General features: G+C 61.0%; 24 protein-coding genes. 10 read left to right on the forward strand and 14 right to left on the reverse strand.

Features of this window, described 5'->3' with window-relative positions:
- Nucleotides 1-39: 39 nt before the first annotated feature.
- Genes ACFWXH_RS23940 through ACFWXH_RS23950 form a run of 3 tightly spaced genes read left to right on the forward strand, consistent with a single transcriptional unit; the run spans nt 40 to nt 2,587 of the window.
- The gene (locus tag ACFWXH_RS23940; protein ID WP_379123846.1) at nt 40-591 is read left to right on the forward strand and encodes a flavin reductase family protein; all 552 of its coding nucleotides are present in this window, start codon (nt 40-42) and stop codon (nt 589-591) included.
- A gap of 48 nt (nt 592-639) precedes the next feature.
- A complete protein-coding gene (locus ACFWXH_RS23945) occupies nt 640-1,746 on the forward strand; it encodes an LLM class flavin-dependent oxidoreductase (protein WP_379123847.1) in 1,107 nt (368 codons plus the stop codon).
- Nucleotide 1,747: 1 nt separating this feature from the next.
- Nucleotides 1,748-2,587 carry an alpha/beta fold hydrolase gene (locus tag ACFWXH_RS23950; RefSeq protein ID WP_379123848.1) on the forward strand — a complete coding sequence of 280 codons (840 nt, stop codon included), beginning with the start codon at nt 1,748-1,750 and terminating at the stop codon, nt 2,585-2,587.
- Between the two features lie 73 nt (nt 2,588-2,660).
- Here ACFWXH_RS23950 and ACFWXH_RS23955 read toward each other — a convergent pair whose 3' ends face one another.
- Nucleotides 2,661-3,146: a MarR family winged helix-turn-helix transcriptional regulator gene (locus ACFWXH_RS23955; RefSeq protein ID WP_054312815.1), complete on the reverse strand. Its 486-nt coding sequence runs from the start codon at nt 3,144-3,146 to the stop codon at nt 2,661-2,663.
- Between the two features lie 207 nt (nt 3,147-3,353).
- Here ACFWXH_RS23955 and ACFWXH_RS23960 point away from each other — a divergent pair, with 207 nt between their 5' ends.
- Nucleotides 3,354-3,728, forward strand: a complete 375-nt coding sequence (locus tag ACFWXH_RS23960; protein ID WP_379123849.1) for a GFA family protein — start codon at nt 3,354-3,356, stop codon at nt 3,726-3,728.
- A 28-nt stretch (nt 3,729-3,756) separates the two neighbouring features.
- Here ACFWXH_RS23960 and ACFWXH_RS23965 read toward each other — a convergent pair whose 3' ends face one another.
- Both ACFWXH_RS23965 and ACFWXH_RS23970 read right to left on the reverse strand, forming a co-directional pair.
- A complete protein-coding gene (locus ACFWXH_RS23965) occupies nt 3,757-5,265 on the reverse strand; it encodes a winged helix-turn-helix domain-containing tetratricopeptide repeat protein (protein WP_379123850.1) in 1,509 nt (502 codons plus the stop codon).
- A 72-nt stretch (nt 5,266-5,337) separates the two neighbouring features.
- Complete coding sequence (locus ACFWXH_RS23970; RefSeq protein WP_379123851.1) at nt 5,338-6,249, reverse strand: agmatinase; 912 nt, start codon at nt 6,247-6,249, stop codon at nt 5,338-5,340.
- A gap of 220 nt (nt 6,250-6,469) precedes the next feature.
- Here ACFWXH_RS23970 and ACFWXH_RS23975 point away from each other — a divergent pair, with 220 nt between their 5' ends.
- Nucleotides 6,470-6,718 (forward strand): hypothetical protein, encoded by a 249-nt coding sequence (locus ACFWXH_RS23975; RefSeq protein WP_054312912.1) that lies wholly within the window; start codon nt 6,470-6,472, stop codon nt 6,716-6,718.
- Between the two features lie 81 nt (nt 6,719-6,799).
- Here ACFWXH_RS23975 and ACFWXH_RS23980 read toward each other — a convergent pair whose 3' ends face one another.
- The 5 genes from ACFWXH_RS23980 to ACFWXH_RS24000 all read right to left on the reverse strand — a co-directional run bounded on the left by ACFWXH_RS23980 (nt 6,800) and on the right by ACFWXH_RS24000 (nt 12,757).
- Complete coding sequence (locus ACFWXH_RS23980) at nt 6,800-8,437, reverse strand: ABC transporter substrate-binding protein (protein WP_379124401.1); 1,638 nt, start codon at nt 8,435-8,437, stop codon at nt 6,800-6,802.
- 196 nt (nt 8,438-8,633) lie between these two features.
- Entirely contained in the window at nt 8,634-9,581 is a 948-nt protein-coding gene (locus ACFWXH_RS23985) for an alpha/beta hydrolase fold domain-containing protein (protein WP_379123852.1), read from the reverse strand.
- A 51-nt stretch (nt 9,582-9,632) separates the two neighbouring features.
- Complete coding sequence (locus ACFWXH_RS23990; RefSeq protein ID WP_379123853.1) at nt 9,633-10,313, reverse strand: isochorismatase family protein; 681 nt, start codon at nt 10,311-10,313, stop codon at nt 9,633-9,635.
- The gene (locus ACFWXH_RS23995; protein ID WP_054312821.1) at nt 10,313-11,617 is read right to left on the reverse strand and encodes a Xaa-Pro peptidase family protein; all 1,305 of its coding nucleotides are present in this window, start codon (nt 11,615-11,617) and stop codon (nt 10,313-10,315) included. The genes ACFWXH_RS23990 and ACFWXH_RS23995 overlap by 1 nt, the downstream gene beginning before the upstream one ends.
- A 189-nt stretch (nt 11,618-11,806) precedes the next feature.
- On the reverse strand, nt 11,807-12,757 hold the full coding sequence (locus ACFWXH_RS24000; protein WP_379123854.1) for a GlxA family transcriptional regulator: 951 nt from the start codon (nt 12,755-12,757) through the stop codon (nt 11,807-11,809).
- A gap of 459 nt (nt 12,758-13,216) precedes the next feature.
- On the opposite strand from ACFWXH_RS24000, the gene ACFWXH_RS24005 reads away from it, so the two are divergent.
- From ACFWXH_RS24005 to ACFWXH_RS24025, 5 genes are all read left to right on the forward strand, one after another.
- Nucleotides 13,217-14,476, forward strand: a complete 1,260-nt coding sequence (locus ACFWXH_RS24005) for an ABC transporter substrate-binding protein (RefSeq protein WP_152979966.1) — start codon at nt 13,217-13,219, stop codon at nt 14,474-14,476.
- 64 nt (nt 14,477-14,540) lie between these two features.
- On the forward strand, nt 14,541-15,458 hold the full coding sequence (locus tag ACFWXH_RS24010; RefSeq protein WP_054312823.1) for a carbohydrate ABC transporter permease: 918 nt from the start codon (nt 14,541-14,543) through the stop codon (nt 15,456-15,458).
- On the forward strand, nt 15,455-16,336 hold the full coding sequence (locus ACFWXH_RS24015) for a carbohydrate ABC transporter permease (RefSeq protein WP_379123855.1): 882 nt from the start codon (nt 15,455-15,457) through the stop codon (nt 16,334-16,336). Before ACFWXH_RS24010 ends, ACFWXH_RS24015 begins: the two co-directional genes overlap by 4 nt.
- A 7-nt stretch (nt 16,337-16,343) precedes the next feature.
- The gene (locus ACFWXH_RS24020; protein WP_379123856.1) at nt 16,344-17,459 is read left to right on the forward strand and encodes an ABC transporter ATP-binding protein; all 1,116 of its coding nucleotides are present in this window, start codon (nt 16,344-16,346) and stop codon (nt 17,457-17,459) included.
- Between the two features lie 8 nt (nt 17,460-17,467).
- Entirely contained in the window at nt 17,468-17,785 is a 318-nt protein-coding gene (locus ACFWXH_RS24025; protein ID WP_379124402.1) for a Dabb family protein, read from the forward strand.
- Between the two features lie 12 nt (nt 17,786-17,797).
- On the opposite strand, the gene ACFWXH_RS24030 is transcribed toward ACFWXH_RS24025, so the two are convergent.
- The 6 genes from ACFWXH_RS24030 to ACFWXH_RS24055 all read right to left on the reverse strand — a co-directional run bounded on the left by ACFWXH_RS24030 (nt 17,798) and on the right by ACFWXH_RS24055 (nt 24,226).
- Nucleotides 17,798-18,643: an EamA family transporter gene (locus tag ACFWXH_RS24030; protein WP_379123857.1), complete on the reverse strand. Its 846-nt coding sequence runs from the start codon at nt 18,641-18,643 to the stop codon at nt 17,798-17,800.
- Nucleotides 18,644-18,835: 192 nt separating this feature from the next.
- Nucleotides 18,836-19,900, reverse strand: a complete 1,065-nt coding sequence (locus ACFWXH_RS24035; protein ID WP_054312828.1) for an ABC transporter ATP-binding protein — start codon at nt 19,898-19,900, stop codon at nt 18,836-18,838.
- Nucleotides 19,901-19,921: 21 nt separating this feature from the next.
- Nucleotides 19,922-20,713, reverse strand: a complete 792-nt coding sequence (locus ACFWXH_RS24040; RefSeq protein WP_054312829.1) for an ABC transporter permease — start codon at nt 20,711-20,713, stop codon at nt 19,922-19,924.
- On the reverse strand, nt 20,710-21,621 hold the full coding sequence (locus ACFWXH_RS24045; protein ID WP_379123858.1) for an ABC transporter permease: 912 nt from the start codon (nt 21,619-21,621) through the stop codon (nt 20,710-20,712). Before ACFWXH_RS24045 ends, ACFWXH_RS24040 begins: the two co-directional genes overlap by 4 nt.
- 66 nt (nt 21,622-21,687) lie before the next feature.
- Entirely contained in the window at nt 21,688-22,794 is a 1,107-nt protein-coding gene (locus ACFWXH_RS24050; RefSeq protein WP_379123859.1) for an ABC transporter substrate-binding protein, read from the reverse strand.
- Between the two features lie 259 nt (nt 22,795-23,053).
- Entirely contained in the window at nt 23,054-24,226 is a 1,173-nt protein-coding gene (locus tag ACFWXH_RS24055; RefSeq protein WP_379123860.1) for an iron-containing alcohol dehydrogenase, read from the reverse strand.
- Nucleotides 24,227-24,260: the final 34 nt, after the last annotated feature.

Genomic DNA, 24,260 nt, shown 5'->3' on the forward strand with positions numbered 1-24,260 from the left:
CATATGTATTTTCATATCATAACAATGGGAACACCGGTAATGAAAAATCTGGCACTCAAAGACGAAGGTTTCTGGGACGCAGGTTTCCGGCCTGCTCCCAGTGAGCGCAACGCAGCGCTCGAGGAACATTTTCGCGTAGCCATGCGCGGCGTTGCGTCCACGGTCATGCTGATCACCGCCAGAGATCGCACAGGAAAATTTCACGGGATGGCGGCGACCACTTTCATCTCGGTCTCGATGGATCCTGCAACCTGCTTGATCAGCATAAACCGCACGGCATCCATCCACCCGACGCTTCTGGAAGAGAAGAACTTCTGCGTGAACATCATGCATCAGCAGAACCTTCCTTCGATGCCGGCCTACACCAAGCCGGAGTTCAGAGGAGATCGGTTTCAGGAAGGCGGATGGGAGATCGGTGCCAACGGCGCACCTTTCCAGACACATGCGCAAGCCAATGTCTTTTGCGAGCTGATGTCAGTCCGTTCGGTTGGGACTCACGATCTCATCATCGGGCGCGTCGTGGACGTGATCAACAGCGGCAGCATGGATCCGCTTGCTCATTATGACGCTCAATATCGCAGGGCCGTCTAACGCAATTCGTATCCGAGACACAGCTTTTCAAACCAACTGGGGACGACCATGAGTGAGCAATCCAAGGGCGTGAAATTCGGCTTCCAATTGGCCGCTGTCGATGCCACTGGCTCAACCGACGCAAAGCTTTATCAGACCATGCTCGAAGATGCCCAGCTGGGCCACGACCTTGGCTATGAAATAGCCTGGGTGGTTGAACACCATTTCTCGGACTATTTCCCGCAACCCAGTCCGATAGCCATTCTATCGCACGTTGCCGCCAAATGTCCCGGCATTGGATTGGGGGCGATGGTACTGGTAACCCCCTGGTATCAGCCGGTCCGCCTCGCGGGCGAAATTTCGATCCTCAGCCATCTTTCGAAAGGCGACCTCCATCTTGGAATGGGACGCGGCAACGCCCCTATGGAATACGAAGCCTTCGGCGTTCCAATGGATGAGGCCAAGCAGAGATTTGAGGAGACCTGGCGCATCATCGAACTGGCCATGAAAGGCGAGAGCTTCACGTTCCAGGGCAAGAACCTGAGCGTCGACCGCGAGATCACGCTTCGACCTCATCCCGTGACTTCGAAGATCAATTTTTATGGCGCGATCGGCAACCCCGCAAGCGCGACGAAAATTGCAGAACTGGGGCTTGCCCCTATCTCGAACGGCTCCCTGCCGTTCGAAGTACAGCGCACGGTCATGAAGACCTGGACAGAGATTGCCGTATCCAAAGGTCTCGATACCAACGTCGACAAGCCCATCGGCGTTACCTTGATCGTGGCGGACACCGATGAAGAGGCAATCGCGCTTGGCCGCAAATACATGCCTCGCTGGTTCGAAGTCCAGGTCGAGCACTACGCATTCGACGCAAGCCGCCATAACGATCTTCCGGATTACCGACCGTTTGCCGAGACCCATGAACGACGCATCCGAATGACCAATCCGGACAATCTGGGGCCACTCTTCGAGGTGTCCCTGATCGGATCACCTGAAACGATCAAACAAAAACTTCAGACCTACATCGATATCGGCTTCAACAGTTTCATCCTCCAGGCCGCCACGCCGGATATCCCTCAGTCTGTTCGGGCGGGTTGGCTCACTCGCTTTGCACGCGAGATCGCTCCGGCATTCTCTGATCGGTACAAAGCTTCTCAGCAGATGGCAGCGGAGTGACATGGCCTCGATTGAAACCGCTATCGTTCCAGGGATTCCGGCCCTCGCCGTAGACTATACCGGTGAAGGAGAGCTTGTGCTCTTCCTCCATGGCATCGGTGGCAATCGAGCGAATTGGAGGGACCAGCTGGATGTGCTCGCGGCCGAATACAAGGCTGTAGCCCTGGACTGTCGCGGATATGGCGACAGCGAAGATTACGAGGGCCCCGTCACATTGGACATTCTCGCGCAGGATGTGCTGCGTGTTATGGATTATTTCGGCGCCGAACGGGCGCATATATGTGGCCTGTCTCTCGGGGGACGCATCGCGCAAAGATTTTATGCGCATTATCCCCATCGTGTGGCGTCCCTCATCCTGGCGGATTCACGTCCGGATACCGTGGACACCAGAAGTCCAGAAGACCGGGAAGCCTTTTACGCATTGCGTGCCAAGCCCCTGCTTGAGGGAAAAAAGCCGGCTGACATTGCCGACAGAGTGGCGCTCTCTCTTGTCGCGCCGGATACCAGCGAGGCGGTTTTGCAAAAGCTGCGAGACAGTATTTCCGCGCTTCATGCGGAATCGTACCTCAAGACGATCAGAGCAAACCTCGATGACGACTATGCTGGCGACATTACCTTGATCGATGTTCCCACGCTTCTGATCGTCGGTGAACTCGACAAGCTGACCCCTCCGGAGCTTGCGAAGGGAATTGCTGCCGGCATAGGTGGGGCACAGCTATCGATCATTCCCAACGTCGGCCATCTTTCCAATCTCGAAGATCCATCAGGATTCAACGCGGCACTGGTATCGTTCCTTAGAAAAGTGAAAGGGGCCCAGAGCAATTCCAGGAAAAGTGTGTAACGGTTTTCCGTCCGGAATTGCGTGAAGACAAAGAGTGAGAGCGTTTCCGCGCTTCCGTGAAAACGGAAAGGCTCTAGTCGCCGCGTAGACTGGCCATCATCTTCTTGAGTAACTGACGCAGGGTCTCCTGCTCGTCGCCAGTGAGTCCATTTACCGCGAGCTCAGCGTGCTCGATCGCCATTGGCCATGCTCGATCGCGAAGGCTTTGACCTTCTCTGGACAAGGCAATTTCGTTGAAGCGGCCGTCTGTCGCGCGAGGAGCTCGTGTAACCAGATTTCGTTCAACCAGCAGGTCAATCACGCGGCTAAGGCTGGGCTGGTCGATTGCCGTCATCGCACAGAGATCCGTCAGCGAGACGTTTCCTTTTTGTCCCAGGGCTGCCAGAACGCGCCATTGCGTGACATTGAGATCGAATTTCCGCAGTGATTTCTTGAAACGCTGATTGATGGTGTTGGTAACGTTGTTCAGAATAAACGGCACGAATTCTTGAACGAAATAATCGCCTTGCGGGATCGTGTGGTCCGTCTGCTGAGATGACTTTGACGAAACTTCGCTCACTGACTTCTTCTACGCTCAATTTATAAAGATACAGCCAGCTAGAACGGACGGCGAGCCTCCGTCAAGGTTCGCCGCAACCATCATATTCACGCGTCGCTCTGCGAGTGAAGCCTGCATCCGGCAAGGCGCCATGCCAGCGGTTCCGCTTGCCAACGACGCGGACAGCTCGATACGTAAGTCACGGCAATTGGATAGGAGACTGCAACGATGACAACAGAGCGTCGTGGCGGCTGTGCATGCGGAAAGGTCCGCTATTCCGTGTCAGGCGATCCGTCGCGCGTGGGCCTTTGCCATTGCACCGACTGCAGGCGCACCAGCGGCTCAGCTTTCACCTTTTATGGAATCTGGCCACTGGCGGCGTTCACATGCGAGGGGCAGACGTCGCGTTACAAAGACCGCAGCTTCTGCCCGACTTGCGGCAGCCAGGTGTTTGCGCTCAACGATACCGAGGCCGAGATCATGGCTGGCACGCTTGACGAGGCGCCCTCCGATCTTGTCCCGCAATACGAGCTTTGGACACCACGTCGCGAGCCTTGGCTGCACGTGCTTCCTGGGGCCGATCAATTCCAGGGCAATCGCTGACCGATCCTCGACAGTCCGCCGCCGGCGTTCAGTCCGGAAGACCGGCCTTGCGATAACCCTCGACGAAATGCTCGAGCGTCGCAGCGTCTCGGAACGGCTCCGTCGCAGCCCAGTGGCCGGTTGTGAAATGCGGATTGCCGACGAGAAACAATTCAACCTCCGCCCGCGCCTCTTCGAGCTGGCCGAGCTGCGCAAGGCTTGCCGCCAGGAAACGGCGTGAGCTCGTCCGATAGGTTTCGTCTCTGCGCAGTGTCTCGACGGCCGCTTCATAGTCTCGCGACGCATACTGCGCCTGGCCGAGCGTCAGATAGTACCAACTGGTCGGGAACGGATTCAGCCGGAAGGCCTTGCGGATATGCTCGAGACCTTCCTCGACCCGCCCGGCCAGCACCGCGATATCGGATAGTGCCGCGAAGGTATCCCCTTCATTCGGGTCGAGTTCGATCGCCCTGGCGAACTCCGCGTCCGCCTCGCCGAAGTTGCGCTCATAGGCAAGCAGGTAAGCCAGAACCCAATGGCAGCCGGCATCCTTCGGGTCGATCGCCACCGCCTTGCGCGCCAGTTCCAGGGCAACGTTGCGGTTCTCTTCCGTGGGCCCGCCCCAATGCACCCACCCCATCCAGTGGTTCATGGCAAGCCAGCGATAGGCCTCGGCGTATTCCGGATCGAGCGAAACCGCGCGCGTGAGCATCAGATGCACTTCCCGCGCCATCTGCGGTGAATCATCCATCAGTTTGCGGGCCCGCATGCAGAGCTCATAGGCCTCGGTATTCTTTGGCCGGTTGCGCGGCGACGGCGCGCGCAGCCGGCCAAGCAATGCTTCGACGATCTTGGCCGTTACCTCGTCCTGAACGGCAAAGATATCCTCGAGACCTCGGTCGAAGCGCTCCGCCCAAAGATGTTCGCCGCTCACCGCGTCGACCAATTGGGCGTTGATGCGCACGCGCTCCGCCGCCCGCCGCGCGCTGCCTTCCAGCAGGTAGCGCACGCCAAGGTCCTGGGCGATCGCGCGCACGTCCGTTGCCTTTCCTTTGTAGGCAAAGGCCGAATTGCGCGCGATGACGAACAGTCCCGAGATCCTGGACAGATCCGTGATCAGATCCTCGGTCAGTCCGTCCGCGAAGGATTCCTGCTCAGGATCGCTGCTGACATTGACGAAAGGCAGAACGGCTATCGAAGGCTTGCCGGGGAGCGGCAAGGGTTTTCGCGACACGCCGCTGATCTGTTCGACGGCGCCTGAGAAGCGGTAGCCGACACGCGGAACCGTGGCGATCCATTCACCATCCTCTGCGGCCGGACCAAGCAGCTTCCTGAGCTGTGCGATCTGGACTGTAAGGTTGCCCTCCTCGACGGCTATACCCGGCCAGGCCGCGTCCATCAGTTCGGCCTTGCTCAGGATTTCGCCAGACCGTTCGACAAGTGCCGCAAGCAGTTTCAGCCCGCGGTAGCCGATGGCAACAGGGGCATCGTTCCGAGTGAGCGTTCCCGCATCCGGATCAAGCACAAATGGACCAAAGGCAAAGCGCGACCCCTGCATGGCGCATCCTTAGAGCCTTTCAGGCCCAGTGGGAACCTGTCGGGTCATCCAGCCCCGGAAGGAGACTCGACCTCAATCCTGCCGGACGATGGTGCCGATCGCATTGACGAGAAGGCGGGCAGCCGTCTGGGCCGACAGGCCATCAATGTCGGCGGGAGGGTAGAATTCGACCAGATCGAATCCTGCAATCCTTGCCCGCCTGCCGAGGCCCGCGATCAGGTCGATCCCCTGCGTGTAGGTGAGACCGCCGGGTGTGCGCGCCGCCACGCCCGGCATGATACCAGGATCGAAGGCATCGCAGTCGAGGGTGACGACGACCCGCGCACCCTCGGGGATATGCCGCAGAGCGGCATCGACACCCGCAGCATGCACCTCGCGGGCGGTCACGAAGCGGCTGCCGTAGCGCTGCGCTGCTTCGATTTCGGTCAGCCTTGCGCTGCCGACGCTGCGCAGGCCGACCTGCACGATGCCGGCGACATGCGGCATCTCGCTCGCCCGACGCATCGGGCTCGAATAGCCGTGGCGCTCGCCATGTATCTCGTCGCGCCAATCGATATGGGCATCGATCTGCAGGACCCAGATCGGCCCGTGGTCCACAAAGCCGGCAAGGAAGGGGATGACCACGGAATCGTCGCCTCCGAGCAGGACCGGCACGGCAGGCATCGACAGGACCTCGCGCGTCTTCGCCTCGATCCGTGCCCGGTTACCGGCATTGTCGTGCATGGTGGTGGCAATGTCGCCGATGTCGATGCAGTTGACCGACCCGCCATCGAACAGCGGGCCGCCGAGGTCGAAATCCCAATGCTCGACAAGCTCGGCGTCATATTGACTGGCAGTGCGGATCTTGTCGGCGGCCGAGACATAGCCGCTGCTGTCCTTGCCGGGATAAGTGCTGCCGTGACCGGCCCCGAAGATCACTGCGCAGGGTGTGCGGCCATCGCCGAGGCGATCGGGGAAGCCGAGAAAAGGTAGCGAAGCGGTCATGTCCTGATCGTCGTGATGATGGTTTCGCTGAATTCCAGGAAACTTGGGCGATGGTCTGCCGGACGGTGAGATCCCGTCCCAGGCTTCGAGATCGCAAACTTAGCCCATTTGGAAGTTTTGGGAACTATTTGGGAGAGCTTAATTACGACGCTGGCCGCATCCGGCAGAATTCAACCTCATCTGAACGAGGGCACTGCCCTCCAACCGTATGGAGGTTGCCATGCATGACACCCTTTGCATCAGCCCCGCGTCGACAGAGCGGTCAAGACCGTCCGCCAAATCCATGTCGCGCCAGCGCTACAGCTTGGCGGGCCTGTCCGGCAGCATCGCAGCCTGGCAACGGCGCACGCGCTTCCGCTGGGAACTCAAGCGACTGGCGAAAGATACTCCTTATCTGATCGATGACATCGGTCTGACGAAAGAGCAGGTCGAGGAAGAGATCGCCAAGCTGCCCTTCTGGCAACGATGATGTTGCACATCGCCATGGCTTGAAAGGAGCGCTTCAAGTGAAGCGCTCCCATCTCTCGTACGGGCGCGGGGGCAAAACGCCCTACCCCTCCAGCCACACCTTTTCGAAGTGCTGTTCGAGTGCCTGGTGCTGCTCGCAATCGTGCACGCCATTGCGGAAACTGCGGTAGACGGAACGCCAGTAGGGCTGGATGATAATGCCGGCATCGCGCAGATTCTGCTCGATCTTGCCCATCACCTCCTGCCGCTGCTTGGCCTCCGGCATCGCCAGCGCCTTGTCGAGCAGTTCGTCGAATTCCTTGTTGGAATAGGCGCTTTCATTCCAGGCTGCGCCCGACCGGTAGGCAAGCGCCAGCACCTGGACGCCGAGCGGCCGGCCGAGCCATTCCGTGCAGGAGAAAGGATACTTGCTCCAATCGTTCCAGAAGGTGGCGGCGGGCAGCACCGTTCGCTTCACCTTGAGGCCGGCGTCCCGCATCTGGGCCGCGATCGCGTCGCCGGACGATTTCTGCCACTCGACGTCGACGGAGATCAGGTCGAATTCGTGATCGCCCTTGCCCGCTTCCTTGAGCAGCGTCTTGGATTCATCGACCTTGCGCACGGCAGGGCCAATATCGGCATATTCGGGATGCATCGGGCCGACATGGTGGTTGTCGGCAGGCTTGCCGCGATCGTCCAGCGCGATCTTCAGCACCGCGCTGTTGTCGACGGCAAGCTGCGCCGCGCGCCTCACCTTGACGTCGTCATAGGGTGCATTGTTGACGTTGAAGCGCGCCACGATGGTCGAGCCGGTAGCGATCTCGGACTGGCCAAGCCCGATCGACTCGGTCTGCGACAGGATATCGGCGGAGGTCTCGTGATTGGTATCGATCTCACCGGATTCGAACGCCGACAGCATCGGGCTCGGATCGGAGCCGTAGTCGACCCACTTGATGCCGTCGAGATAGACCTCGCCCTTCCACCATTTCTCCTTGCGCTTGACCTCGGCACTGGTTTCGGCATCCCAGTTCACCAGTTCGAACGGGCCGGTGGTAATGGCCAAAGCCTTCTTGGGATCGCCATCACCCTGATAGGAGCGATGCATGATCAGCGCCGGATAGTCGGCCATGCCCGCGATCAGCGAAATGTCCGGCTTCGGCAGGTTGAGGCGGACCGTGTGGTCATCCACGCGTTCGATGCCGCCCGCAACCGCTTTCTTGGAATTGGCGTCGACCAGCGCACCCATCCGTGCTGCCAGCGAATTGCCGGCGACATCGGCCTCGCACCAGCGGTTCAGATTGTGGATGACGTCGTCGGCATTGAAGGCATCACCGTTCGACCAGGTGATGCCCTTGCGCACCTTCAGCGTCAGCGTCTTGGCATCGTCGCTCATCTCCCAGGCTTCCAGCAGCCAGGGTTCGAAACTGAAATCGCGGTTCCAGCGCACCAGATATTCATTGCAATGGCGCGCGACGTTCGACATCTCGACGCCGTCGAAAGTGCGCGGATCCTTGAAGCCCTTGACGTTCATGGCGACCCTCAGCACGCCGCCTTTCTTCGGCTCTTCGGCGCGGGCAGGTGTCGGCACGATACCGCCAAGCGCAAAAGCGCCGGCCGTGCTCACGCCAAACGCAGCCATGGCAGCGAGATATTCGCGCCGGTTCATCATGCCTTTCTTGAAGTCGCGCGCGGTCGGTTCGGCGCGTGGGTGGAGCGGCCGGTCGGTCAACATCAGCTTGATCATGGCTTTCCCCTGCCTGACGCCGGCTTGTTGGTGGCTTTGATGGTTGCCGGGCGTTCTTGGTAGGAGCAGAGGATAAGACCGGGACAGGAACAGGAATGTTCCGGTTTCCGTGAATCTTGTGCGCTGTTCCGCAGTTGCTGGATGAGACGCCCCCGCTGGCGGATGGCATGATCGTGAAACGACTGCAGCGCGATCAATACGGCCAGCGGCCCTTCCCTAATACCGTAACCGCCGCGACGATATCGGCCATCGCCTCGCCCGCACGTGGAGAACTCTTGCGAGCTCGCAGAAAGCTGTGCGTGAGGCGTTTTTCATTGAGCCATGCCGCCTTGCCACCGACGGCAAGAATGCGGTCGCGATAGGTTTCGCCATCTGACGACAGCGGATCGCATTCCGCGGTTATGATCGCGGTCGGCGGCAGTCCTGCAAAGTCGCTGTCCCACAGCGGTTCCAGCGTGGCGTCGTCCGGCCGTGGCGTATGATCGGTGCGTACTTGGCCGTAGAAGGCGAGATCGGCCGTCGACAGCAACGGCGCCTCGGCATGTTCGACATAGGATCCCATCGAGGAATCGCCGCCAAGGCTCGGATAGATCAGCACCTGACCCACCGCCGGCCTTGGCCGGTTGCGGGTCGCATGCGCCACTGCGGCCGCCAGATTGCCGCCGGCGCTCTCGCCGCACAACACGATCGGGAGCTTGGTCGTGGCCGCCAGCCAATCGAAAGCCGCCACAGCGTCGTCGAAGGCGGCGGGATGAACATGTTCCGGCGCCAGGCGGTAATCGATGGAAACCAGCGCAAAGCCGGTTTCCGCGCACAGTTCGGCGCAGATGTCGTCATGGCTGTCCAGCCCGCCGAACACGAAGCCACCGCCATGAAAATAGAGGATGGCCGCCTGCGGCAGGCGGCCATCCAGCCGGTACCAACGAAAAGGGATGGCGCGATCCGCCAACGGGATCACGCCATCCTCGGTTCCGACGCCGGCAGGCCGGCCGACATGAAAGGCGGCCGCCATCTCATCATAAAGTGCACGTTCCTGTTCGACAGGCATGTCGGCGACCGCGGGGAAATGCCGTGCATTCACCGTGTCGATATAGGCCCAGTACTCCGGATCGAGCAGCGCCGCGTATTTCCCGCGATCCATCGTCCTCAAGGTCCAGTCAGGCGTTCCGGCGGCTCCTGCCGCGTCGATCTTTCAAAGCGATTGGTAGAGTTCGGCTGCATTCTCATAGGTGAAACGCAACGGCACGGAACCCTCCACCTGCCAGGCTGGCATCATTTCACCCGCCATCAACCGGCAAGCGGTGTCGGTATCGGTCACCGCGCCGCCGTAGAGGCGGTTGGCAAGGTTGAGGATCGCCGTCTGGTGCATGGCGGCACTGCCGCTGCCGCAGGCGTCCTTGACCAGAAGTACGCGGAAGCCGGCGGTCACCGCGTCCCGCACCGTGGCGTCGATGCAGGCCTCGGTCCAGACCCCGGCAACGATCAGCCATTCGATGTCGTGCGCCTTGAGAAGTTCGATTGCCTCCGGCGAGCGGAAAGCGCTGGCATGTGCCTTGATCAACAGCGTCTCACCATCGCCCGGCGCCACTTCAACGCAGATTGCCGTCAAAGGATCGTCCTTGCCGGAGAAAGCCGACTTGCCGTTTCCGTCGAGCGGATGGAACGGGCGATCCTGCGTGTCGAGATCGACGATATAGGCCCAATGATAGAGCGGCACGCCGTTCGCCCGTGCCGCGGCCTGCAGCCGCTGCACATTGGCGAGCAGATCGGAAAAGCCCTCGACCAGATAGCGGCTGTCCTTGCGGTGCTCTTCCTGCAGGTCGATGAAGACGGCTGCGGCCGTACCGCGCCGGATCGAAACAGGCGACTTCATCAAGCATGGCCCTCGAGGAATTCGTCTTCATAAGGAAAGCGCGACAAAAGTTCCGTCCCCGTTTCGGTGATCAGCACCTCGTCCTCCAGCTTGACGCCCTCGCGTCCGCCCTTCTCGCCGATATAGCTTTCGACGGAAACCACCATGCCGGGCTGCATGATGCCGTCACGGCCATAGGTTTCGTAGTCCATGGAATGCGCGATAAAAGGCGTTTCGCCATGCATGCCCACCCCGTGCATGACCGATGTGTAGCGCTGGTCGACGAAGCGGTCGGGAATCTTCCAGGCCTTCTCGGCGATCTCGCGAAACGGCATGCCCGGCTTCACGATCGAAATGTTGTGCTGCACCTGATCGTAGGCCATGCGGTAAAGCATCTTCTGATAGTCACTCGGCTTGCCCGGCCCGCAGCGGAAGGTGCGGGAGAAATCCGAATAATAGCCATAGCACCCGATCGTATCGGTATCGAGAGCCACCAGTTCGCCCGGCCTTACCTTGCGGCCGCTCGCTTCATTGAACCAGGGATTGGTGCGCTGGCCGGAGGTCAAAAGCCGCGTCTCGATGAACTCGCCGCCCTGCCGGATCACCTCATGATACATGATGGCGAAGAGCTCGTTTTCGGCAACGCCGGGTTTGATGGCCTCCCGCACCGCCGACACGGCGGCCTCTGCGCCGGCCATCGAGGCGACGAGGCATTTCACCTCCTGCGGAGTCTTGATCGCGCGCACGGCCAGGATCTCACCCTGGCAATCCTTCACGTCGCAGCCGCGCTTCTGCAGCGCCAGCGCCTGCAGGTGGCTGCAACGGTCCAGTCCGAGCTTCATCGAGCCGCCACCATGCGTCTTCAGAAGTTCCGCGATCTCGTCGGCGAAAGGCCCGGCCGTCTCGTCGTCGCGGCCGGAGACCGAAGACCAGACCAGCTTCGAGGGCCTGGCTTCATCGACCGTGTCGAGCACCATGGAGACATGGTAGCTCTGCGGATATTCGAACAGCACGATCGGCCCTTCGGTCGGGATGAAGAAGTAGCGTGTCGAATTGCGCAGGAAGTAGCCGAACATGTTGCGCGAGCCGGTGGCATAGCGCTGATTGTAGGGATCGAACAGCACCACGGCGCCATAGCCCGCCTCGCGCATCCAGCCGCGCAATCGTTCGAGCCGTTCTTTTCTCAGCGCCACCGCGTCGATGAAGGACGGCTCGGTGTCGGAAAGCCACATACCGCCGGAGGGATCTGCGGTCGCCGGATGGCGCATGCGATCCTTGAAATCGACGTCGTCGGTGCTGTCGGGGTCGAAAACCACAATGCTCATGTCTGCCTCCGAGAGCGCCGCGCGTTCATCGGAACGCGCAAAGGACGCTCTAAACCTTTGCATCTACGCATCGTGCTTTCCGAAAACCGATTCCGATTTTCGGGCTGATGCCAAGGCTTCGAACAATGAGCCAAACCGGTTGCAGGAATTGCGCAGGAACCCGCATGGATCGTGCAACATTCCGCTATGCTAATTCCGTCTCGCTGCCTTCGGCGTATGGCCATATTGTTCGCGGAAGGCGCGGGCAAAGCTCGACATCGAGGCAAAACCACAGGCCAGCGAGACATCGCGCACGGCAAGGGTCGAATGCGCCAACAGATCGGCCGCGCGCTTCAGGCGCAGCCGGCGATAATAGCTGTTGGGCGAAGTGGAGAGTTCGGCACGAAAGCTGCGCTCCAGCCGGTCCGGCGAGACACTCAGTCGCTCCGCCAGATCTGCCATGGCGAGCCGCTCCTCGACCGCATCTTCCATGATGGCGATGGCCGACAGCACCAGTTCGTTGCGCACGCCGGTGCGCAGCCTGAGCGGCATCAGCTTGCGGTCGACGCTCGAGCGCAGCGGACTATGCACAAACCATTCGGCAACGCCGGCGGCGAGCTCCGCGCCATAATCGCCGGCAATGATCTCCAGCATCATATCCAGGCTGCCCACGCCACCCGCGGAGGTGAAACGCCGGCGGTCGATGACATAGAGATCGCGCCGCAGGTCGATCTCGGGAAAGGCCTCCGTGAAAGCAGCCTGGCTCGTCCAGTGCAAGGTGCAGGCATGGCCGTCGAGCAGGCCGGCACGTGCAAGAAAGAAGGCAGCATCGGCCACGGCGCCAAGGTGCGCGCCGCCACGCAGGCTCTTGCGGATCCAGCCGACGGCGTCAGCCGCGACGAGATGGTCGGCATTGCCACCGGAACAGACCACGATCCGGTCCGCCTTGGGATTGGCGCTTGCTCCAAAGCCCGGCTGGATGACGACGCCATTGGAGGCCTCGACGGGCCCGCGGTCGGCGCCGACGATGATCCAGCGATAGCATTCCTTCCTGGCCAGCGTGTTGGCGGCGCGCAGCGGCTCGATGATCGAACTGAACGCCATCATCGGAAACTGCGGAAACACCAGGACGGCGAAGGTGATCGGAGCGTTGCTTGCCATCGATGCAATCTTGGCGGGCTGCGGTTCTTGTCCGGCGTCGACCCTGCGACGCTTCGCGCGTGATGAGAATTATAGGGACTGCCCAAGTCAATACCTTGTCGGAGCAGCCTGCCCTCGCGAACCGGTGAAATCAATGTTTGTTGGCGAAGCAAAGGAGGCGATGTGCTGCATCAGGCGAGAATGATCAAACGCCGCTCTTGCCAGGCATTTCGGAATTGATCATACTCCATGAATAATTCCGATCGATGCTCGCGATCGACCGGATTCACAACGTTCCAGACATCCTAACGCGATCAGGGAGGGCGCATCGGGATGGCCAGCCGGCTCAAGCGCGGGCTGAGGAATTACACCGGGAAGACATTCAGGTTTCATCACGGTCCGCGCATCTCCGGTGCGCGAACTGAGTTGGGAGGTAGCCGGCGACAGCCGGTCATGTGACTGCAACAAGGGAGGAAGTTCATGTTGCGCAAACTGCTTATCGGAACGATGCTCGGCTCGGCGCTCACCGCCGGCTATGCGGCGTCGACCTATGCCGCCGGCGGCTCGGTCGAAGTGCTGCACTGGTGGACCTCTGGTGGCGAGGCCGCCGCGCTCGACGTTCTGAAGAAGAAGCTCGAAAGCCAGGGCGTCACCTGGAAGGACATGCCGGTGGCAGGCGGAGGTGGCGAAGCAGCCATGACCGCACTGCGCGCCCGTGTCACCGCCGGTGATCCACCGACCGCCGTGCAGGCTCTCGGCTTCGACATCACCGACTGGGCCAAGCAGGGCGTCGTCGGCGATCTCGGCGAAGTGGCCGACAAGGAAGGCTGGGACAAGGTCGTTCCGACCGCGCTGCAGAACTTCGCCAAGCATGACGGCAAGTGGATCGCGGCACCGGTCAACGTACACTCGACGAACTGGGTCTGGATCTCCAAGAAGGCGCTCGACGCCGCCGGCGGCAAGACACCCGAGAACTGGGACGAGCTGATCGCCGTGCTCGACAAGATGAAGGCAAACGGCATCACGCCGCTCGCCCATGGCGGCCAGGCCTGGCAGGACGCCACCATCTTCGACGCCGTGGTGCTCTCGCTTGGCACCGACTTCTACAAGGCCTCGATGATCGACAACGATCCCGCAGCCCTTGGCGGCGAGAAGATGGTCGAAGCCTTCGATCGCATGGCCAAGCTCAAGAGCTATGTCGACAAGGACTTCTCGGGCCGCGACTGGAATCTGGCTTCGGCCATGGTCATCGAAGGCAAGGCCGGCATGCAGATGATGGGCGACTGGGCCAAAGGGGAATTCCTCAAGGCCGGCCAGAAGCCCGGTTCCGACTTCGTCTGCATCCGCTTCCCGGGCACCCAGGGGGCCGTCACCTTCAACTCCGACATGTTCATGATGTTCAAGGTCGGCGACGACAAGAAGGCGGCGCAGCTCACCATGGCGTCCGACATCGAGAGCCCTGACTTCCAGTCGTCGTTCAACGTGGTGAAGGGTTCGGTGCCGGCGCGCACCGATGTGCCTGACACCGCCTTCGACGATTGCGGCAAGAAGGGCATCAAGGACCTGGCCGAAGCCAACTCGTCCGGCAAGCTGTTCGGCTCGATGGCTCACGGCTATGCCGTGCCGGCTGCCGTGAAGAACGCCATGTATGACGTGATCACCCGCCACTTCAACGGTGAGCTGGACTCCAAGGCCGCTGCTGCCGCGCTGGTCGAAGCGGTTGCTGCAGCCAAGGGCTGATCGCCTGTCCATCGTGCCCCGGCTACGGCCGGGGCACCCATTCTTTCCGAACCGAGGCTGAACCATGGCCGACGCCACAGCGACCGCGCGCAATGCCATAGCGAATCCCCGCGCCACCTTGCAGGATCTGTTGCCGAAGATCGTGCTGGCGCCGAGTTTCGCCGTGATCCTGATCTTCGTCTACGGCTTCATCGCGTTCACGGCCGTGCTGTCCTTCTCGGGCTCGAAGCTGCTGCCGGATTTCTCGACCTGGGTCGGTCTCAGTAACTATGTGCGCCTGTTCAACCATCCGAACTGGATCGTGGCGCTGAAGAACCTCGCGATCTTTTCCATCCTCTACATCGTCATCTGTTCGGTGATCGGGCTCGCGCTCGCCATCTTCCTTGACCAGAAGATCCGCGGTGAGGGCCTGCTCAGGCCCATCTACCTTTATCCGATGGCGCTGTCCTTCATCGTCACTGGCGTTGCCTGGAAATGGTTCCTCGACCCCGGCATCGGCCTTGAGCACGTCATGCAGTCGATCGGCTGGGAAAGTTTCTCGTTCCGCTGGATCAAGGACGGCAAGATGGCGATCTACACCATCGTCATCGCCGCGGTCTGGCAATCGTCCGGCTTTGTCATGGCGATGTTCCTCGCCGGGCTGCGCGGCGTCGACAACGAGATCATCAAGGCCGCCCAGATCGATGGCGCTTCCACTTTTGTCATCTATCGCCGCATCATCATCCCGCTGATGCGCCCGGTCTTCCTGTCGGCCTTCGTCGTGCTCGCACACCTTGCCATCAAGTCCTACGACCTCGTGGTGGCCATGACCGACGGCGGCCCGGGAACCGCCACCTGGACGCCGGCGCTGTTCATGCAGAAATTCACCTTCGGCCGCAATGAAATGGGCATGGGCGCGGCCTCGGCGATCATCATGATGATGATGATTTTCGCCATCATCGTGCCCTACCTCTACTCCGAACTCGGGGGAAAGAAGAAATGAGTGCCCCCTCTCAAGATGTGGCCACCCGCAACGGCGTCATCGTCCGTGCGCTGATCTATGCGCTGCTCATCCTGTTCGCGGTCTACTACCTGCTGCCGCTCTATGTGATGGTGGTGAATTCGCTCAAACCCCTCGACGAGATCCGCCAGGGCAACATGCTGGCGCTGCCGCAGCAATGGACCATCGCGCCCTGGCTGTCGGCCTGGTCGACAGCGCAGATCGGCGTCTCGCCGACTGGCCTGAAACCTTATTTCCTGAATTCGGTGCTGATGGTGGTGCCGGCGGTGGCGATCTCGACCGTGCTCGGCGCGCTGAACGGCTATGTGCTGACCAAATGGCGCTTCAAGGGCGACAACATCGTCTTCGGCATGATGCTGCTCGCCTGCTTCATCCCCTTCCAGATCGTGCTGATACCCTCGGCGCGCATCCTCGGCCTTCTGGGGCTCGCCGGCTCGGTGCCCGGCCTGATCCTGATCCACGCCATCTACGGCCTCGGCTTCACCACGCTGTTCTTCCGCAACTATTACGAAGCCTTCCCGACGGAACTTGTGCGCGCCGCGCAGATCGACGGCGCCTCCTTCTTCCAGATCTTCCGGCGCATCCTTCTGCCCTCGTCGGGGCCGATCATCGTGGTGACCGTGATCTGGCAGTTCACCAACATCTGGAACGACTTCCTGTTCGGCTCTTCCTTTTCCAGCGTCGATTCCATCCCCATCACCGTGGCGCTGAACAATCTGGTCAACTCCTCGACGGGTGTGAAGGAATACAACGTTCACTTCGCCGGCGCGATCCTGGCAGCTCTTCCCACCCTTATCGTCTACATCGTCTCCGGACGCTATTTCGTGCGTGGCCTGATGGCCGGCGCCGTGAAAGGCTAAAGCAAGAATGTCCTTTCTTGAGATCGACAACCTCGACAAATCCTTCGGAACCACCCGGATTCTGAAAGGCGTGACGCTCGGTATCGAGGAAGGCGGCTTCCTTGTGCTGGTCGGCCCTTCCGGCTGCGGCAAGTCCACGCTGCTCAACACAATCGCCGGCCTGGAACAGATCACCAGCGGCGAGATCCGCATCGCCGGCAAACGCGTCAACGAGTTGCACCCCTCGAAGCGCGATATCGCCATGGTGTTCCAGTCCTACGCGCTCTATCCCAACATGACGGTTGGCGAAAACATCGGCTTCGGCATGGAAATCCGTGGCATTCCCAAGCCCGAGCGCGACAAGGCGATCGCAGACGTGGCGCAACTCCTGCAGATCGGCCATCTGCTCGACCGCAAGCCCAGTCAGCTGTCGGGCGGCCAGCGCCAGCGCGTCGCCATGGGCCGCGCGCTGGTGCGCAAGCCGCAGGTCTTCCTTTTCGATGAGCCGCTCTCCAATCTCGACGCCAAGCTGCGCATCGACATGCGCACCGAAATCAAGCGCCTGCACCAGCGCATGAAGACGACCATCGTCTACGTCACGCACGACCAGATCGAAGCGATGACGCTGGCCACGAAGATAGCAGTTTTGAAGGACGGCATTCTGCAGCAGTTCGGCACGCCGGCCGAGATCTACAACAATCCGGTCAACATGTTCGTCGCCGACTTCATGGGCTCGCCAGCCATGAATCTCGTGCCGGCAACCATCGGCCAGAGTGGCAGTGAATCCACCGTCGAGCTCGCCCGCGCTGGCGCGGCACCCGTCTCGCTGGCGTTAAATGGCGCATCGAGCGCTCTGTCGGCCTATCGCGGCAAAGAGGTGGTGTTCGGCATCCGCCCCGAAGCCTTGACCGACCCCGATGGCGCTGACCGCAACGCCAAACATCTGGTGACCACGGACTGTCACATAGAGGTGGTCGAACCTGCCGGGTCCGACACATTCGCGGTCACCAATCTGGGCGGCAAGGGCGTAGTGGCCCGCCTGCGCGCCGATGCTCGCATCAAGCCTGGCGCCACCGCCCCGCTCACCTTCAACCTGACCAAGGCGGTGTTTTTCGATCCGGCGACCCAGGAAAGGATCGCGTGAAAGACGCCATGATCCGGCATTGTGTTTTCGTGAAATTCCGCGCCGATGTCCCGGCCGTGGAACGATCGGCCATCCATGCCGATCTTTCGGCGTTGCGCGGCATGATAGACGGCATGGGTGCCGTGCATTTCAACGGCAACGTCAGCCCCGAACCCTTCGCGCGCGGGTTCACACATGGCTTCACCATCGATTTCAGCGATGCCGCCGCCCGCGATGCCTATCTGGTGCACGAGGCGCACCAAAGAGCCGGCGCGCGTCTGGTCGCTGCGCTCGAAGGCGGCACGGATGGGCTGATGGTGTTCGACCTGGAGATCGGCGAGAGCTGACCCGCCAGGCGTTCAGCCCAGCCTCAAAGCCACGACGCCGGCGACAATGCCAAGCGCGGCAGCACTGCGCCACACCGTCATTTTTTCGCCAAGGGCGAAGACGGAGATCAGCATCGCGAACAGGATCGAGCTTTCGCGCAGGGAAGCCACCGAAGCGATCGGCGCCTTGGTCATCGCCCACATCACGATCCAGTAGGCCGTGCCGCTCAGGCCTCCAGTGATGATGCCGACTTTCCAATCGCGCGCCATGGCTGGCAGCGATTGCGGCCCACGCACCAGCAGGCACAGGATCAACGACCAGATGCCATCCGCGAGGAACAGATAGACGGCATAGCTCGAGGCGCTGGCGGCCAGGCGCGCGCCGCTGCCGTCGGATAGCGTATAGCTTGCGATGAAAACGGAGGTGGCCAATGCGTAGCCGACGGCATGGAGATTGAGCTTCTCCAGATGGCCACCGCCGCGAAACGACATCACCAGCGTACCGGCGCACAGAACCACGATGCCGACGATCGCCAGCGGCCCGGGTACTTCCGACACAACGAAGATGCCGCCGATGGCGGCAAGCAAAGGTGCCGTGCCGCGGGCCAGCGGATAGGTCTGGGCAAGATCGCCGGCCTTGTAGGCGCCGATCAGGCAAAGCTTGTAGCCCATGTGGAAAATGGTCGAGGCCAGAATCCACGGCCAGACTTCCGCCTTGGGGAACTCGACGAAGGGCACGGCCAGCAGCGCCATCGTCGCCATACCCAGCGTCAGAACCGTCACTGAGAGGAAACGGTCGAGATGCACCTTTACCATCGCATTCCAGCTTGCGTGCATGGCTGCAGCGGCCAGCACGGGGAGGAAGACGGCAAGGCTCATTTCGTATCCGGTCCCTTTCAGGCAGCACGTCCGCCTTCATTCGGACGCCCAGGCGTGTCGCCGGACCAGGACGAAAATCGTTACCCGGCTCAGCTCTCGCGCTCGGAATACGCCTTTGTGCAGCCAGCTGCAATGTACAGCCGGCGCATCAGATCTTGGACCAGAAGGGATTTGAAAGAACTCGAAACAGCCTCAGTGCAGAACCAGCACGTCACCGGATGAGAAGGAAATTTCGGCCTTGTCGCCAACATTCGGCGGCGGCGTAGAGGAGTTGTTGAAGGTGTCGAGCGAGATCTTCGAACCGCCGATGCCGACCCTGACACGGATCACCGAACCCAGGAAATGCACGTCGGCGATCTCGCCGGACAGTGTCGCGTCATGGCCTGGACGCGGCCCCAGGGTGATCGCTTCGGGCCGCAGCGCCAGCGAGAGCGTGTCGCCGGTCCTCGAGCCATTAAGCTTGCCCTTGAGACCGATTTCCTCGGCGTTGATACGCACGCGCCCCGATCCGGCATCGCTCACCACCGCTTCCAACACGTTGAGCGTGCCGACGAAATTGGCGACGAATTTGGTGGCCGGGCGGTTGTAGATCTCGAACGGCGTACCGACTTGCTCGGCCTTGCCGCCATACATCACCGCGATGCGATCGGAGATCGACAGCGCCTCTTCCTGATCGTGCGTGACGAATATGGTGGTGATGCCGAGTTCCTTCTGGATGGCGCGGATTTCGTCGCGCAGCGACACGCGCACCTTGGCGTCCAGCGCCGACAACGGCTCGTCGAGCAGAAGCAGCTTCGGCTTCGGTGCCAAAGCGCGGGCCAGAGCGACACGCTGCTGCTGGCCACCGGAAAGCTGATAGGGGTAACGATCGCCCAGTTGCGGCAGCTTGATCAGCTCCAGCATCTCGGCCACGCGTTTGTCGCTCTCTGCCTTCCCCACACCGGCGACCTTGAGACCGAAGGCGACATTCTGCGCGACGGTGAGGTTCGGGAACAGCGCATAGGCCTGGAACACCATGCCGACATTGCGCTGGTTCGGCTTCAGCCGGGTCACGTCCTTGCCACCGACGATGATCGAGCCGGCGGTCGGCTCCTCGAAACCGGCAACCATGCGCAGCACCGTCGTCTTGCCGCAGCCGGAAGGCCCGAGGAAGGAGACGAATTCGCCGCGCTCAACGTCAAGGTTGAAGTCCTCGACCACGGTGGTGGGACCGAAGGTTTTCTTCACATGCTGGATCGAAAGGAAGGGATCGGCCATGGGCTGGACTTTCTCGGGGGCTCAATTCGGGCGGTTCGCCGATTTCGGCGCAAAACGGGACAGCACCTGGATGATCGACATGCAACCCCAGGTGATGACGAAGGCGATGATGGCGAGCGCCGCCGGCTCATAGGCGCGGTTCGCGCCGATGTTCTGCAGATACGGGCCGAAGGCAGGGCGGTTGAGCAGGCTGGCGATGGTGAATTCGCCGATGACGATGGCGAAGGTCAGGAACGCACCTGACAACACTGCAATCAGCACATTGGGCAGGATGACGCGGCTGATGATGGTGGTCCAGCCTGCACCGAGGATCTGCGCAGCCTCGGTCAGGGTTCGCACATCGATGGTTCGCAAGCCCGTGTCGACGGCGCGATACATATAAGGCAGCGCAAGCGTCGCATAGCCGATGACCAGTAGCGCGCTGGTGCCTATGTCGCTCGACAGGAACGGCAGCGGCGAATTCGAGCCATACATGCGGATGTAACCGAAGACGATGACGATCGCCGGAATGACCAGGGGCAGCAACGTGACGAATTCGACTACCGGCCGAAGTTGCGGCAGGCGCAGCCTGATCCAGTAGGCGGTCGGCACCACCAGAAGCACGCCAAGGATGATGGTGAACACGGCGGCTACCACAGAGAAAGTGAAGCTCTCCTGGAAGCGCGGGTCGCCGAGCACGACCCGGTAGGCCTCGAAGGAATATTCGCCACGCTTCATGCGCATGGAAAACTCCATCGTCGCGATCAGCGGAATGAAGAAATAGGCAGCACCCAGAATGAAGGTGATCCAGGCCCAGAACTTGCCAGACTTCATTTCAGCCACCTTTCCGAACGGGTCCGGAACCAGATGTAGAAGATGTTGGCCAGCCCCGTGATGAAGATCATGCCGAACGCTATCGCATAACCAAGATTGGCGTTGTGCAACACGTCACCGCGGATCTGCGCGTAGAGCACGATCGGCACGATGTTGAGCGATGAGCCGGTCAATGCATAGGCGGTAGCGATCGCGCCGAAGGAGTTGGCGAAGAGCAGGATGACCGTGCCGAGGAAACTCGGCCAGATCACCGGGATGACGACCATGCGCCAATATTGCCACTGGGTAGCGCCCAGCGTGGCGGCGGCCTCGCCCCATTCCTTCCTGATACCGTCGATCGCCGGCGTGATGATCACGACCATCAGCGGAATCTGGAAGTAAAGATAGGTGAGAGTCAGCCCCCAGAAGGAAAGCACGTTGAAGCCGTGCTGGTAGAGATCGAACCCGACCGAACGCAGAAGCACGGTGACGAGACCGAGACGGCCCAGCGTCGCGAGAAAGGCGAAAGCCAAAGGCACACCGGCGAATTGCGAGGCGACACCGGAGAAGGTGAGCGTCGCGGAGCGGGTCCAGTTGGGCAGTCCTCCGCGCACGATGGCGATGGCAATGGCAAGGCCGATGAACGCGCCAAGAAGCGACGACGCGACCGAGACCTTGATGGAGATCCAGTAGGCGGCGCGGATCGTCGGCTGTGCGAGCTCGACAATATTCTCCAGCGTGAAGGCGCCGTCGGCATTCTGGAACGCACCGAGGATGAGATACAGCGTCGGCAGGATCAGGAACATCAACGCGAAGATGATGAATGGCGCCACGCCCAACCATTGCGTCGGCAGCCGCATCGCGCGCGCCTGCGCCGGCGGTATGGTTTTTCCGGCAGCAGCCGGTCCTGAAAGGCTGAGATCAGTCATGCCGGCCTGTCTTTGACTTAAGAAGAATCCGGGCGACACGGGGTCGCCCGGACAATCGTCAGCAATTTACTTGACGTTGGCGCCGACCGCCGAGTCCCAGCTCTTGGTGATCACTTCCTTCGAAGCGCCCTGCTCTTCCAGCGTCGGGAACACGGCCTTCTCGTAGGCAGCAGCCGGCGGCAGTTTATCGAGCAGTTCCTGCGGGATCTTGCCGTTCTTGGCGAGGTCGTTGAAGCGGATCGGGTGGCAATAACCCTTCAGCCAACCGATCTGTCCTTCGTCGGAATAGAGATGTTCCATCCAGAGTTTGGCGGCGTTCGGATGCGGCGCATAGGCGCTGATCGCCTGCACGTAGACACCGGCGACAACGCCCTTGGCCGGGATGACGATCTCGGTCGGCGGGTTGCCGTTCAGCGTGTCGCGCCCGGACAGGTTGTTATAATCCCAGTTGATCAGGATCGGCGTCTGGCCCTGGGCGAGCGTCGCCGGCTTGCCGATGACCGGAACGAAATTGCCGGCGCCATTGAGCTTCTTGAAGAACTCGAGACCGGCTTCGCCCGCGGCCTTGCCGGCAGCGGCGCCGGAAGCGAGACCCGCAGCGTGAACGGCCTGGATCGCCTGGTTGGACGCGCGCGGATCACCGGCCAGCGCGACCGAGTTCGCATATTCCGGCTTCAGCAGGTCTTCCCAGTCGGCCGGGATGTTCTTGACCAGATCCTTGTTCACCATGAAGGACAGGACGCCGTAATAATCGCCGTACCAGAAGCCTTCCGGATCCTTGGCACTGTCAGGGATCGAATCCCAGGTCGAGACCTTATAAGGCTGGATCAGACCATCTTTCTTGGCCGAAGGGCCGAAGGAGAGGCCGACGTCGATGACGTCGGGAGCTTGCGGGCCCTTGTTGTCCTTGTTGGCCTTGATCGCCTCAACCTCATCGCCCGAACCGGCGTCGGGATTGAGTTCGTTGATCTTGATCTCAGGATACTTAGCCTTGAAAGCGTCGATGACAGCGCCGTAGCCGCACCAGTCGTGAGGCAGCGCGATCGTGGTGAGCTGACCTTCGGCCTTGGCCGCGGCAACGAGCTCAGCTGAAGGCTCGGCTGACGAAATCGCCGTCGTGACCATCAGGGCCACTGCCGTAAGGGAAAGCACTTTTCCCGTGAATCTGAACATTTTTCTCTCCGTTGAACTGCGCCGTGGGACGCCAGCAACTGGCTGGTATCCCTGATATATGACAGTCCGATGAAGGCGGACCGCCCCCGCGCCCCGAAGGGCGCGAAAAGTTAACTACAACTCCCGAACACCCGCAATCGGGTGCCCGATCATTTTCCGGCTAAGCTTTTGGCGCCTCCTCCCAGCCCTTTCGTTCCCCTTGCATTTTTTGTTTTTTCGCAAGTTTTCGAAAGACAGTCGCACCTGTCTCGCGCGTCTCTTATACCGTTCCCGACAAAGAGTTTTCCAGCAGCGACAGCGCCGCTTTCTTAGTCAGCTTAACGGGGTTGCCACCGGCGGTGGGGTCGACGATGGCCATATCGGCGATCAGAGCCTTGCGCTTCTTGTCCATGTCGAGGTCCTTGATGAGGCCGCCAAGCGTGTGCGGAACCTTCAGTTCCTTGCGCAGCTTGATGATGGCCTTTGCAAAGCCATTGAAGCCGCCCTTGATGCCGCAATAGGCAGCCAGGCGCTCGATCTTGCCTTCGATGGCTTCGCGGTTGAAGGCAAGCACATAGGGCATGAAGACGGCATTGGTCATGCCATGATGGGTATCGTAGAGCGCGCCAATCGGATGCGACAGCGAGTGGATCGCGCCGAGCCCTTTCTGGAAAGCGGTGGCGCCCATGGCGGCCGCGCTCATCATATGGGCACGGGCGGTCAGGTCCTTGCCGTCGGCGTAGGCCTTGGGCAGGTTCTCGAACACCAGGCGCACGCCTTCGACCGCGATACCGTCGGCCATCGGATGATAGCCGGGCGCGCAATAGGCCTCCAGGCAATGGGCGAGCGCGTCCATGCCGGTACCCGCGGTGATGAAGGCAGGCATGCCGACCGACAACGCGGGATCGGCGATGACGATGCCCGGCAGCATCTTCGGGTGGAAGATCACCTTCTTGGTGTGGCTCTCCTCATGTGTGATGACGCCAGCACGGCCAACTTCCGAACCGGTACCGGCGGTGGTCGGCACAGCGACAATCGGCACGATGGCGTCGGCATTCGCACGCGCCCACCAGTCGCCAATGTCCTCGAAGTCCCAGACCGGCCGGGTCTGGCCGGCCTGGAAGGCAATCAACTTGCCGAGATCGAGCGCCGAGCCACCGCCAAAGGCAATGACGCCATCATGCTTGCCCTTCTTGAAGGCAGCGATGCCGGCGGTGAGATTGGATTCGATCGGGTTCGGCTTCACTTCCGAGAAGACGCCATAGGGAACCTTGGCATCGTCGAGAATCTTGAGCGTGGATGCCACCACCGGCAACTTGGCAAGGCCCGGATCGGTGACGAACAGCGGCTTCTTGATGCCGGTCGCGGCCAGCGCATCCGGCAGTTCCGAGATACGGCCGGCGCCGAAACGCACGGTGGTGGGGTAATTCCATTTCGAGACGAGCTTGGACATGGTGCGGTTCTTTCGGAAACAAAGATGAATAGGT

Origin of the sequence: Mesorhizobium sp. NPDC059054 (assembly GCF_042739215.1) — a bacterium.
GTDB lineage: Bacteria > Pseudomonadota > Alphaproteobacteria > Rhizobiales > Rhizobiaceae > Mesorhizobium.

Coding starts and splice junctions, on each gene's coding strand:
- ACFWXH_RS24000 (WP_379123854.1), bottom strand. CDS start 12,757: ATGGCAAGCAACGCTCCGATCACCTTCGCCGTCCTGGTGTTTCCGCAG.
- ACFWXH_RS23990 (WP_379123853.1), bottom strand. CDS start 10,313: ATGAAGTCGCCTGTTTCGATCCGGCGCGGTACGGCCGCAGCCGTCTTC.
- ACFWXH_RS23945 (WP_379123847.1), top strand. CDS start 640: ATGAGTGAGCAATCCAAGGGCGTGAAATTCGGCTTCCAATTGGCCGCT.
- ACFWXH_RS23965 (WP_379123850.1), bottom strand. CDS start 5,265: ATGCAGGGGTCGCGCTTTGCCTTTGGTCCATTTGTGCTTGATCCGGAT.
- ACFWXH_RS23960 (WP_379123849.1), top strand. CDS start 3,354: ATGACAACAGAGCGTCGTGGCGGCTGTGCATGCGGAAAGGTCCGCTAT.
- ACFWXH_RS24025 (WP_379124402.1), top strand. CDS start 17,468: ATGATCCGGCATTGTGTTTTCGTGAAATTCCGCGCCGATGTCCCGGCC.
- ACFWXH_RS24045 (WP_379123858.1), bottom strand. CDS start 21,621: ATGACTGATCTCAGCCTTTCAGGACCGGCTGCTGCCGGAAAAACCATA.
- ACFWXH_RS24050 (WP_379123859.1), bottom strand. CDS start 22,794: ATGTTCAGATTCACGGGAAAAGTGCTTTCCCTTACGGCAGTGGCCCTG.
- ACFWXH_RS23995 (WP_054312821.1), bottom strand. CDS start 11,617: ATGAGCATTGTGGTTTTCGACCCCGACAGCACCGACGACGTCGATTTC.
- ACFWXH_RS23940 (WP_379123846.1), top strand. CDS start 40: ATGAAAAATCTGGCACTCAAAGACGAAGGTTTCTGGGACGCAGGTTTC.
- ACFWXH_RS23970 (WP_379123851.1), bottom strand. CDS start 6,249: ATGACCGCTTCGCTACCTTTTCTCGGCTTCCCCGATCGCCTCGGCGAT.
- ACFWXH_RS23975 (WP_054312912.1), top strand. CDS start 6,470: ATGCATGACACCCTTTGCATCAGCCCCGCGTCGACAGAGCGGTCAAGA.
- ACFWXH_RS23985 (WP_379123852.1), bottom strand. CDS start 9,581: ATGGATCGCGGGAAATACGCGGCGCTGCTCGATCCGGAGTACTGGGCC.
- ACFWXH_RS24015 (WP_379123855.1), top strand. CDS start 15,455: ATGAGTGCCCCCTCTCAAGATGTGGCCACCCGCAACGGCGTCATCGTC.
- ACFWXH_RS24030 (WP_379123857.1), bottom strand. CDS start 18,643: ATGAGCCTTGCCGTCTTCCTCCCCGTGCTGGCCGCTGCAGCCATGCAC.
- ACFWXH_RS24040 (WP_054312829.1), bottom strand. CDS start 20,713: ATGAAGTCTGGCAAGTTCTGGGCCTGGATCACCTTCATTCTGGGTGCT.
- ACFWXH_RS24005 (WP_152979966.1), top strand. CDS start 13,217: ATGTTGCGCAAACTGCTTATCGGAACGATGCTCGGCTCGGCGCTCACC.
- ACFWXH_RS23950 (WP_379123848.1), top strand. CDS start 1,748: ATGGCCTCGATTGAAACCGCTATCGTTCCAGGGATTCCGGCCCTCGCC.
- ACFWXH_RS24010 (WP_054312823.1), top strand. CDS start 14,541: ATGGCCGACGCCACAGCGACCGCGCGCAATGCCATAGCGAATCCCCGC.
- ACFWXH_RS24035 (WP_054312828.1), bottom strand. CDS start 19,900: ATGGCCGATCCCTTCCTTTCGATCCAGCATGTGAAGAAAACCTTCGGT.
- ACFWXH_RS24020 (WP_379123856.1), top strand. CDS start 16,344: ATGTCCTTTCTTGAGATCGACAACCTCGACAAATCCTTCGGAACCACC.
- ACFWXH_RS24055 (WP_379123860.1), bottom strand. CDS start 24,226: ATGTCCAAGCTCGTCTCGAAATGGAATTACCCCACCACCGTGCGTTTC.